Source organism: Kitasatospora sp. MY 5-36 (genome assembly GCF_001182915.1).
GTDB lineage: Bacteria > Actinomycetota > Actinomycetes > Streptomycetales > Streptomycetaceae > Kitasatospora.
Window position 1 is genome coordinate 1 of the sequence record NZ_LFVW01000382.1, and the last position, 11517, is coordinate 11517.

The 11517-nt window shown below is 72.4% G+C and carries 6 protein-coding genes and 1 pseudogene; 5 read left to right on the plus strand and 2 right to left on the minus strand.

Features of this window, described 5'->3' with window-relative positions; all coding sequences use genetic code 11:
• The 3 genes from AE652_RS23335 to AE652_RS44185 form a co-directional block, all read left to right on the plus strand.
• The coding region (locus AE652_RS23335) for a discoidin domain-containing protein (protein WP_199823134.1) at nt 1-2412 on the plus strand (2412 nt) is incomplete at its 5' end.
• Nucleotides 2413-2489: 77 nt separating this feature from the next.
• Nucleotides 2490-6671, plus strand: coding sequence for an NEW3 domain-containing protein (locus AE652_RS23340; RefSeq protein WP_049654628.1), 4182 nt, complete (start codon nt 2490-2492; stop codon nt 6669-6671).
• A complete protein-coding gene (locus AE652_RS44185) occupies nt 6668-7474 on the plus strand; it encodes a hypothetical protein (RefSeq protein WP_199823135.1) in 807 nt (268 codons plus the stop codon). The genes AE652_RS23340 and AE652_RS44185 overlap by 4 nt, the downstream gene beginning before the upstream one ends.
• An 85-nt stretch (nt 7475-7559) precedes the next feature.
• On the opposite strand, the gene AE652_RS23345 is transcribed toward AE652_RS44185, so the two are convergent.
• On the minus strand, nt 7560-7880 hold the full coding sequence (locus tag AE652_RS23345; RefSeq protein ID WP_049654629.1) for a putative quinol monooxygenase: 321 nt from the start codon (nt 7878-7880) through the stop codon (nt 7560-7562).
• Between the two features lie 525 nt (nt 7881-8405).
• On the opposite strand from AE652_RS23345, the gene AE652_RS23350 reads away from it, so the two are divergent.
• Nucleotides 8406-8696 carry a helix-turn-helix domain-containing protein gene (locus AE652_RS23350; RefSeq protein ID WP_082345916.1) on the plus strand — a complete coding sequence of 97 codons (291 nt, stop codon included), beginning with the start codon at nt 8406-8408 and terminating at the stop codon, nt 8694-8696.
• 37 nt (nt 8697-8733) lie between these two features.
• On the opposite strand, the gene AE652_RS23355 is transcribed toward AE652_RS23350, so the two are convergent.
• Nucleotides 8734-10206, minus strand: coding sequence for a cytosine permease (locus AE652_RS23355; protein ID WP_049654634.1), 1473 nt, complete (start codon nt 10204-10206; stop codon nt 8734-8736).
• Nucleotides 10207-10455: 249 nt separating this feature from the next.
• Here AE652_RS23355 and AE652_RS23360 point away from each other — a divergent pair.
• Nucleotides 10456-11517, plus strand: a pseudogene (locus tag AE652_RS23360) (hypothetical protein); the annotation flags it as partial.

Below are 11517 nucleotides of genomic sequence, written 5' to 3' on the forward strand. Positions count from 1 at the left end.
GCCACCCCCGCCGCCTGGGCCGACCCGGCACCGGCCGCACTGCCGGGCGCCGGGCCGGCCGCGACACCCGCCGCCACCGCCGGCCAGGGCAGCCAGCCCTTCGCCTCGTACTGGTACCCCAGCAGCATCCTGAACTGGGACCCGGCCACCGACCCGGACGCCCGCTTCAACCGCTCCCGCGTCCCGCTCCAGCCGCGCACCAGCGACCCGGCGCTGCGGGCCAACCCCAACGCCCGGACCGGCGAAGGGAAGATCGCCTCGCTGGTCTCCTTCGGCCCCACCTCCAACAACCCCTCGCAGGGCTCCGCCGACCCCAACTACTACGCCTTCGGCTACTGGCAGTACGTCGACAAGCTGGTGTTCTGGGGCGGCTCGGCCGGCGAGGGCCTCATCCTCGCCCCCAACCCGACCGTGATCGACGCCGCTCACCGCAACGGCGTCAAGGTGTACGGCACGGTCTTCTTCCCGCCCGGCGCGTACGGCGGACAGCTCCAGTGGGTGCGCGACTTCGTCCAGAAGTCCGGCAGCCGCTACCCCGTCGCCGACAAGCTCGTCCAGGCCGCGCAGTACTACGGCTTCGACGGCTGGTTCATCAACCAGGAGACCGGCGGCGGTGATTCGGCCCTGGCGGGCGAGCTGCGCAACCTGATGCAGTACACCAAGGCGCAGAGCGGCACCGATTTCATGTGGTACGACGCGATGACCACCTCCGGCGGGGTGAACTGGCAGAACGCCCTCACCTCCGCCAACTCGCCCTTCCTGCAAGATGGTTCGAAGCGCACCTCGGACTCGATGTTCCTGAACTTCGACTGGTCGGCGAGCGGCCTCAACTCCTCCCGGGCGCTGGCCCGGCAGCTCGGCCGCAGCGAGTACGACCTCTACTCCGGCATCGACACCGAGGCCAACGGCTACAACACCGGCGTGAACTGGTCCGCCCTCTTCCCGTCCGGGCAGCCGCACACCACCTCGCTCGGCCTCTACCGCCCCGAGTGGACCTGGAAGTCCGCCATCGACCGCGCCGACTTCTACGCCAAGGACGCCCGCTACTGGGTCGGCGCCAACAACGACCCGTCCCGGACCGACCTCTCGGCGAGCTGGCCCGGCCTGGCCGGCTACGTCGCCGAATCCTCGCCGATCACCGCCAAGCCGTTCGTCACCACCTTCGACACCGGGCAGGGCGACTTCTACAACGCGGCCGGCACCCGGGTCGCCACCGGCGGCTGGAACAACCTCTCGCTCCAGGACGTCCCGCCCACCTACCGCTGGATGGTCGACTCGACCGGCAGCAGGCTCACCCCGTCCGTCGACTTCGGCGACGCCTACCAGGGCGGTTCCTCCCTGCGGTTGAGCGGAAAGCTCGACGCCGCCAACACCGTACGGCTGTACCAGACCAAGCTGCCCGTCGCCGCGAACACCAGGCTGGACCTGGTGGTCAAGACCCCGGCCGCCGGGCCCACGAAGCTCAAGGCCGCGGTGTCGTTCACGGACTCCCCGAGCAGCTTCACCACGGTCGACGTCGGCGCCAACACCGGCACCGGCTGGGAGCGGCACACCCTCGACCTCTCCCCGTACGCGGGCCGCACCATCGCCCAGATCGCCCTGCGGGTCGAGGGGAGCGACCCCTCGTACGACCTCCGGATCGGCCAACTCGCTGTCTACGACGGCTCGGTGGAGACCCCGGCGGCACCGGTCGGACTCACCGTGCTCGGCGCGAGCGACGTGACCGCCGGCTCCAGCCAGTCGCTGCGGCTGTCCTGGACGGCGGCGCCCGGCGGCAACGTGCACCACTACGAGGTGTACCGCCGCAACGCGGACGGCAGCCGCAGCTTCCTCGGCGCCACGCCCAACGACGCGTACTTCGTCGGGCGGCTCGACCGGGCGGGCGGCGAGAACGCCACCACGCTGGACGTCGAGGCGGTGTCCACCACCTACGGGCGCTCCACCGCCGCGTCCACGACCGTCGGTTGGAACGGCACCCCGCCGACCTCCACCAACCTGGCGCTCAACCGCCCGGCCACCGCCTCCGGCCAGTGCAACGCCAACGAGGGCCCGGCCAAGGCCGTCAACGGCAGCGTCAGCGGCGGGACCGGCGACAAGTGGTGCGCGCTGACCTCCGCCAAGTGGCTGGAGGTGGACCTCGGTTCGGCGAAGCAGCTGTCGAAGTTCGTGGTCAAGCATGCGGCGGCGGGCGGCGAGAGCGCCTCGTTCAACACCCGCGACTTCACCATCCAGGTCCGCTCGGGCGCCAACGACCCCTGGACGACCGTCGCCGACGTCACCGGCAACACGGCCGGCACCACCACCCACCCGGTGGACATCGCCGCCCGCTACGTCCGGCTGGTGGTCAACACGCCGACCCAGAACGGTGATCCGGCCGCCCGCGTCTACGAGTTCGAGGCCTGGGGCGCGTAGCCCGCGCTGCCCTCCCGCTGTCCCGCGCTGTCCCGCGCTGTCCTGCGCCGCCCTGTTCGAGGAAAGGAAGCACCCCCGTGCCGGTCACCATCACCGCCGTCGAGAGCACCGATCTGTTCGTCGGCCCCGAGGACGCCCCGCGCCAAGTGCTGCGGGTCACGCTGGAGGGCCCGGCCGCCCGGATCACCGTCAGCGGCCCGGGCGTCCGCGGCGAGGCGACCGGCACGGGCCTGGTCGAGGTCCCGCTGGAGATCAGCGGGGCCTCGACCGGCGACCGACTCCCGGTCACCGTCCGGGCCTCCGACGCCACCGCCGAATCCGTGGTCGAGGTCGCCGAGCCCGGCTGGACGATGTTCCTGGTCTCGCACTTCCACTACGACCCGGTCTGGTGGAACACCCAGGCCGCCTACACCTCCCCATGGGAACTGCTCTCCGCCGACGCCACCACCCGGCCGCTGTGGGAGCGCAACGGCTTCGCCCTCGTCGACGCGCACCTGGACCTCGCCCTGCGGGACCCGGTGTACAAGTTCGTGCTCGCCGAAGTCGACTACCTGAAGCCGTACTTCGACCAGCACCCGGAGCGCCGCGAGACCCTGCGGCAGCTGCTGGAACGCGGCCAGGTCGAACTCGTCGGCGGCACCTACAACGAGCCGAACACCAACCTCACCGGCGCCGAGACCACCATCCGCAACATCGTCTACGGCATCGGCTACCAGCGCGACATCCTCGGCGGCGACCCCCGAACCGCCTGGCAGCTCGACGTGTTCGGGCACGACCCGCAGTTCCCCGGCCACCTCGCCGCGGCCGGCCTCACCGGCAGCGCCTGGGCGCGCGGCCCCTTCCACCAGTGGGGCCCGATCCAGAAGAACTTCCGCGAGGCCAAGGACGACGCCCGGGTGATGCAGTTCCCGAGCGAGTTCGAGTGGATCGCCCCCGGCGGGGACGGCGTGCTCACCCACTACATGCCGCACCACTACTCGGCCGGCTGGTGGATGGACTCCTCCCCGGACCTCGCCACCGCCGAACAGGCCGTCTACGAGCTGTACCGCAAGCTCAAGCCCGTGGGCGCGACGAAGAACCTGCTGCTGCCGGTGGGCACGGACTACACCCCGCCGAACAAGTGGGTCACCGAGATCCACCGCTCCTGGGCCGCCAGGTACCTCTGGCCCCGGTTCGTCTGCGCCACCCCCCGCGACTTCCTCGACGCCGTCCGCGCCGAGCTGGCGGCCACCGGCCGGCGGCCCAGCCCGCAGACCCGCGACATGAACCCGGTGTACACCGGCAAGGACGTCTCGTACATCGACACCAAGCAGGCCCAACGGGCCGGCGAGGTCGCGGCCGTGGACGCCGAGAAGCTCGCCACGCTCGCCTCCGTGCACGGCCTCGGCCGCTACCCGGCCGCGGCGCTCGACAAGGTCTGGCGCCAACTCGCCTACGGCGCCCACCACGACGCGATCACCGGCTCCGAGTCCGACCAGGTGTACCTGGACCTGCTCGGCGGCTGGCGGGAGGCGTACGACCTGGCCTCCGGCGTCCGGGACGCGGCGCTGGACGCGCTGACCGCGCGGATCTCCACGGCGGGCGCGGGGCAGGCCGTCGTGGTCGCCAACACGCTCTCCTTCGACCGGACCGACTTGGTGAGTGTCGAACTCCCCTCCGGCACCGACTCGGTGAGGGTGCTGGACGACACCGGCTCGCCCGTGCCCAGCGCCGTCGACCGGGGCACCCTGCGCTTCCTCGCCGCCGATGTGCCCGCGCTCGGCTGGCGCACCTGGCGACTGGTGGAGGGGGAGGCGGAGCAGCCGTGGACGGCGGCCCCGGGCCTGACGATCGGCAACGGCCGGTACCGGGTGACCGCCGACCCGGCGCGCGGCGGCGGCCTCTGCTCGGTTCAGGACCTCCTGTACGACCGGGAGTTGATCCAGGACGGCCGGATCGGCAACGAGCTGCGCGTGTACGAGGAGTACCCGCAGCACCCCGACTTCGGCGAGGGCCCCTGGCACCTGGTGCCCAGCGGACCGGTGACCGGCTCCGGGGGAGCCGACGCCGCCGTCCGCCGGGAGACCGGGCCGCTCGGCGAGCGCCTGCTGATCGACGGCACCGTCGACGGCGTCCGGTACGAGCAGACCGTCACCCTGTGGCGCGGCCTCGACCGGGTGGACTGCCGTACCCGGGTGGTGGATTACTCCGGCGCCGACCGGCTGCTGCGGCTGCGCTTCCCGGTGGACGTCCCCGGCGGCCTGCCGGTCAGCGAGGTCGCGGGCGCGGTCGTCGGACGCGGCTTCGCGATGCCCGACGTGGACTCGGCGGAGGCGCCGTGGACCCTGGACAACCCGGCCAACACCTGGTTCGGCCTCGGCGCCACCGCGCGGGCCGAACTGACCGACAGCGCGGGGACGGTGACCGGCTCGCGCGCCCTCGGCGTGGCCGAGGTCGTCGTCCCCACCCTGGACGACGCCGCCGACGCCCGCCCCCTGGTGGTCGCACTGGCGCGGGTCGGGGTCACCGCCACCACCTCGGGCGCCGACTGGGCGCGGTACGGCTGGCTGGACGTGGACTCCAACCTGCCGGACTTCCGCATCGTGGTCGGCTCGCCGGACCTCAACCCGGTGGCACGGGAGTTGATCGACCTGGCGGGCGAGGAGTACGCGGCCGCCCTGAAGGCGCACGGCGCGGTCTGGGTACCGGCGGCGACCCCGCTCACCGAGGTCTGGCGCCCGGACGCCGACCTGCGAGACCTGCGCGCACTGCCGGCACTGATCGTCTCCGACCCCTCCGCCCTGGTCGACGACCTGGCCGACGCCCGGATCACCGCCGTCTGCCCGTCCGCCGTCCAGGACCAACTCGCCGACCACACCGTGGCGTTGCTGAGCTTCGGCCTGCCCGGCTTCGCCGTCGACACCACCGGCGCGCTGCACCTGTCGCTGATGCGCTCCTGCACCGGCTGGCCGTCCGGCGTCTGGATCGACCCGCCCCGGCGCACCCTGCCCGACGGCGCCTCCTTCCAACTCCAGCACTGGACACACGAGTTCAGCTACGCACTGGTCGGCGGCGAAGGCGACTGGCGGGACCAGACACTGCCCGCCCAGGGCCAGGAGTTCAACCACCCGCTGTACGCCCGGATCGCCCCCGCCCAGGAAGGACCGCTGCCGGCCACCCTCTCCTGGCTGCGGGTCGAACCCCAGCGCGAGGTGCTGCTCGGCACCCTCAAGCCGACCGGCAACCCGATCGCGCACGGCTCGGCCGTGCCGCTCGGCAGCGAACTCACCGTCCGGCTGGTCGAGTCGACCGGCCTCGGCCGGACCGCGAAGCTCAGCGGCGCACTCGGCCTGGACGACGTGCGCGCCGCCGACCTGCTGGAACGCCCGCGCCCCGCCGACGGCGCCGCCCTCGACCTCGCCGGCTCGCAGATCGCCACCCTGCTCGCCTCCCCGGCCGTCACGGCCCCGGAGGGTGAGACGGACCTCGGTCCGGTGGCGGAGACGGCCCAGCCCGTCCATGCCCGCTACTGGCTGCACAACCGGGGCCCGGCACCGCTCGGCTACCTCCCGGTGTCCGTCGGTGCCTCGCCCGGACTGCTGCGGACGGCGGGGGAGCCGGTGACGCTCTCGGTCGCCCTCTCCTCCCAGCTGCGGGACGCGGCCGTCGAGGGCACAGCCGTCGTACTCCCGCCCGAGGGCTGGACCACGAGCCTCGGCAGCCGCCCGTACCGGCTCGCACCCGACGGCCACCTGCGCTTCCCGGTGACCCTCACCCCGCCGGCCGACGCCGAGCCCGGGCTGCACTTCGCCGCCGTCCGGATCGAGCACGACGGCCAGCAGATCGAAGACGTGGTGACCATCGCCGTCGGCGACCTGCCCGACCTGCTGCCCGTCCCCGGCGACACCCCCGAGGACTGGACGATCGCCCAGGGCACCAAGGCCACCAGCGGCCGCGACACCGGACTGGACGTCGAGGTCTCCACCGAGACCCTGCACGTCGTCCCCGGCAGCCGTACCGCCCTCTCCCTCACCCTCACCAACCGCACCCGCGGCGAGATCCGGGGCGAGTTGCAACTGGTCTCCCCCTGGGGCACCTGGGACGTCATCGCCGACCCCGTCCGCGGCTTCACCGTCCCGGCCGGCAGCTCGTCGGTGGTCGAATTCGCCCTCTCCGTCGCCGAATCCACCGATCCGGGCTCGTACTGGGCCCTGGCGAAGGTCATGTGGTTCGGCCGCTGCCAGTACGCCCCGACCGTCGCCCTGGTGGTGGAAGCATGACCCTCGGCCTCCTCGACGGTCGCCCCCTCCCACGTGCGGCCCTCGACCACCGCCTCGCCGCCCTCCGGAACGGCCCGCGCGCCACCGCCCTGCCACAACCGGGCAGTTCGGAGGACCGCCAGCTGACCCGCTGGGTCGCGCAGGTCTTGTTGACCGAAGCCCTCTGCGAGGCAGTCGCCGCCGAACGCGACCTGCCCGTGGCTCCTGATGGCCCCGCCCACCTCGACCAACAGGCCGCCGTCGAACTCGGCTCCATCACGGCGGCCGCCTACGAGGGCAACGCCGCCGTCCGCGCCGTCTACGACGCCGTGACGGCCGACGTCGACCCCTCACCCGAGGACATCGCCCACTACCGAACCCTGACCACCCGCCCGGCGGCCGAGAGTTGGCACCTCGCTCTCCCCGACGGCGAGTTGGAAGCCGACCCCACCACCCTCCCCGTCGCCCTCGCCGAGGCCCTCCGCGCAGCCCCACCCGGCGAGTGGGTCACCACCGGTCCCTGGACGGCAGCCCTCCTAGCCACCCACACCACCCCGGAAGGCGACGACCCCACCCCCACCCTCGCGCCGCCGCCCGCCGACAGCATTCGTCCGCTGGCTCGACCACGAACGCGCCCAACGCCTCACCCTGGTCGAGGGATTGGAACACCCAGGCGACCCCGCCCAACCCGACAACCACCACCGCCACTGAGGTGCACGGACGCGCCCGCCGCGCTCGTCCACCGAGCGCGGCGGGCTGGATCCAATCGAGCCGATGAGTCGATCCGCCGGACGTCGCCGATACGGCGACGTCCGGCGGCCTGAACTTCGCCATCACCTCGTGGCGTTCGCGCGTTTGGCGAGCTTCACCAGCTCCGACGGGGCGTTTCGGCCTGCGATGACGACGAGTTCATGAACGGCCTCCCGGGCTGCCCTTACCTGAGATCTCCTCCAGGAACGTGACGTCGAAGGAGGCGAGGTACTGGGCGCGTTCGTCCAGAAAGGCCTGGACATGCGGCTGTCGTTCGTGCTCCTCGAAAGCCTCGCGGTCCGCATACAGCTCGTAGAAGACGCGGACGGTGGGCTCCTCAGGTACGGCGTGGTTGACGTACACGAGAGTGCCGGGCTCCTTGGCGCGGATGCCCTCAAGTGCCTTCTCTGCCAACCGGTCGAAGGCACGAGCGGCTTCCGTGTTGTGGGCGACGAAGCGTACGACAAGACCGAATCCCATGGTGACGACTCCACTTCCGATGCTGGTCGAGGCTCGCATGACTGGGCGAGGTTCTGCGGGTAACAGATTCCCTTGACCTGGGGCTGGTATCCAGTAGCGGGTGTGGGCAAGGTCGGATGGTTCGACGTCCTGGACGTCGTACGACGGCTTCCTCTGCGCTGGCAGCGGCCCGGCCCGGGATGACCGGGCCGGGCCGTGGCTCAGCTGTCCTCCTCCGTGCCGGGGAGCGGTACGGCCCACGGTTCCGCATCCAGCTCGACGCCGTTGGCGAGGTAGGCGATGGTGCGGTACCAGCCCGTGAGGACGAGGAGTTCCAGGAACTGGGCGTCGTCGTAGTGCGGGCGTAGGGCCTCCCAGGCGGCTGGCGAGAGGTAGGGGTGTCGTGTAGCTCGTCGACGGCGGCGAGCAGGGCCGACTGCCGGGGGGACCAGGCGGCGCCTGCCGAATCGGGATCGGCGGCGGCGGTCGCGCGGAGCTGTTCGGGGGTGAGTCCGGCCTGCGGGGCGAGGGCGGGGCCGCCCGGTGATGGCCGCGCTCGACCTGCTGGGCCGGCGCTGGACGCTGCGCATCCTGTGGGAGCTGAGCCAGGCCCCGGCGGGCTTCCGTGAGCTCCAGCGCCGGTGCGAGCGGATGTCCTCGAGCGTGCTCAGCACCCGTATCGCCGAGCTGACCGAGGCCGGGCTGCTCGCCCCGCACGACGACGCCTACCGGCTCACGCCGCTCGGCGCCGACCTCGTCACCGCCCTCGGCCCGCTCACTGCCTGGAGCCACCGGTGGGCCGCCGAAACGGAGCCGCCCGGCGGTCGGCTCGGGTGAGCCGACCGCCGGGCGGTCCGGGGGCGTGGTCGTGCGGTCAGACGGTGGCGGCCTGCTCAGCGGCCTGCTCGGCAGCCTGCTCGTCGGTGCCGGAGGTGTTCTCCCGGGGGGTCGGGAGCACGGCCATGATCACGCCGGAGATCACGATGGTCGCCGCCCAGGCGAGCCCGTACTTGCCGACGAAGGTGCCGGAGAACGGGCCGGCGAACCAGTCGCACTTGGTGAAGGCGAGCCCGGCCAGCAGCGCGAGCACCCACGACACCATCGCCTGCCAGCAGAAGCCGCCCGTGTACCAGTAGCGGCTCTTCCTGCTGGTGTCCATGAGCGCGGCGGCGTCGTAGCGCACCGCGCGCGAGCGGCGCCGGTACATGTCCACCGCGTAGACGCCGATCCAGGCCGAGAAGGAGACGGCGAGCAGGATCAGGAAGGTGATGAACGAGCCCAGGAAGCTCTTGGCGACCAGCATCAGCAGCAGGCCGCCGACCAGCGAGATCACGGCGTTGATGCTGACGGCCATGGCGCGCGGCAGCTTCACGCCCATGGTCTGCGCGGTGAAGCCGGCCGAGTACATGGAGAGGCTGTTGATCAGCAGCATGCCCACGATCGCGGTCAGCAGGTAGGGCACGGCCAGCCAGGTCGGCAGCAGGTCGCCGAGGAAGGAGACCGGGTCCGCGGCCTCGGCCAGGCCGGGCGAGGCCACCGCCATCACGGCGCCCATCAGCACCATCGGCACCATGACCAGGCCGGCGCCGGAGACCGTCACGCCGACGATCTTCCGGCCGGAGGCGGCGTGCGGCAGGTAGCGGGCGAAGTCCGGGCCGGTGGGGACCCAGCTGATGCCGCCGGCCGCGATGGTCCCGATGCCGGCGATCATCATCGCGGTGGTGCCCGCGGGCTTGGAGAAGACCTCGCTCCAGTTCATGGTCGCGACCAGGTAGCCCAGCACGAGCACGCTGAAGACCCCGAAGAGGTACGTCGACCAGGTGTTGCAGACGTTCAGCGCCTTCCGGCCCATGCCGGAGACCAGGAAGGTGCAGGCGACGAAGGCGAAGAGCGTGATCACGATCAGCGCGGTGTTGCTCTTGACGCCGAAGACCAGGTCGAGGACGGTCAGCACGGCGTAGGCGCCGGTGACGGCGTTGATCGTCTCCCAGCCGAACCGGGCGATCCAGAGGATCGCGCCGGGGAAGAGGTTGCCGCGTACCCCGAAGGTGGCCCGGGAGAGGGTCGCGCCCGGGGCTCCGCCCCACTTCCCGGAGACCGACAGCACGCCGACCATGCCGAACGAGATGAGGGCGGCGCACGCGGCGACGACCAGGACCTGCCAGAAGTTCAAGTGGTTGAACACCACCAGGGCCGCACCCATGGTGAGGAGCAGGACGCTGATGTTCGCCGCGACCCAGGTCGGGAAGAGCTCGCGGACTCTGCCCCGGCGCTCGTGGTCGGGGACAGGCTCAATGCCGCGGGTCTCGATCGCGCCGTCGTTGGCGTCGGTGGACGGATTGTCCATGAGGGTGGCTCCGTGCGTGTGAAGCGGGAGGTAAATCGGTCAAATAAGATATTTGTGGAACTCTTCGCGCGTAGCGGGAGTCGAATCATCCTACTTTGTTCTGGACGCAGAGCGGTTGGCGCCGATGGTCCGGGACGCGGCGGCCGGCGCACCCGCCTCCCGCTCCCGGACCGCCGGGCACGTTCGTACAACCGGTCCACCCGGAAAACCCTGCGACCGCGGGGGCGGGCGGCCTGTTGAATGGCCCGCATGTCCAGTGCACCGCACAGCCCGGCCGAAGCCGTCGACCACCTCCTCGCCGAGCTCGCCCCGCTCGCCCACCCCGCCCGGATGCGGCGCCTCGCCGTCTGGACGAAGGAACGGGTAGCGGAGGGACCGAACGAGGGCGACGGACCGGAGCGGTTCGGCCCGCTGCTGGCGGAACTCGACAAGCGCGGCGCCTACGGCCGAGGGCTGGCCGGAGTCGCCGCCACGATCGCCGGGGACGGCGCCTTCGTCGCCGCGCGGCTCACCGATCCCGACCCGGCGGTCAGCCGCCAGGCCCTGAAGGCCGCACTCCACCTGCCGGTCGCGGACGAGCTGCTGGCCGCGGCGATGGCCGACGCGCCCGCCGTCCTGCGTCACCGGCTCACCACCTTGATCGTCGCCCGCGGGCGCACCGCGCTGGCGGAGCGGCTGCTGCTCCCCGTCCGGCAGGCGTGGGGGGACGCGGCGGCGGCCCGGCTGCTGCCGGGCTGCGGGCCCGAGACCGTCGCCCGGTACCTGCCCGGGCTGTTCCTCGCCGTGACGCACTGGAACACCCTGGCCCGCCGCCACCCCGACCTGCTGCTGGACGAGGTGGCCCGCCAGCTCGCCGAACTGCCCGAGCCGGCCCGCCCCGCCTGGTGGCAGCGCAACGCGGACGTGCTGGCGGCCGCCGCCGGACACCGACCGGAGCGGGTACTGGACCTGCTGGAACGCCACTGCCCCACGTGGTTGCCGCAGCCGGTGCAGGGGTGCCTGGGCCGGTTGCTGACCGCCGCGCCCGGCCGGACCATCCGGTTGATCACGCCGCCCGAACGCGCGGCCACCGCGTCGATCTCCCGCAGCGCGCTGACCCGGGTCGCCCGGCTCGACCCGCCCGAGCTGCCGGACCTCGGCCGGGCCTGGAGCACCGCCCCGATCTGGCTCGCCCGGCTGCTGCGCGCCCTGCCGCCGTCCCGGCGCGAGGCGTTCTACGACCTCGTCACGGCGGACCGGGACCTTAGCCGCAGCGAGCTGTCCGGGGCCGTGCTCGACGCGCTGCCCCGCCGACGGGCGCAGGCCGAGGCC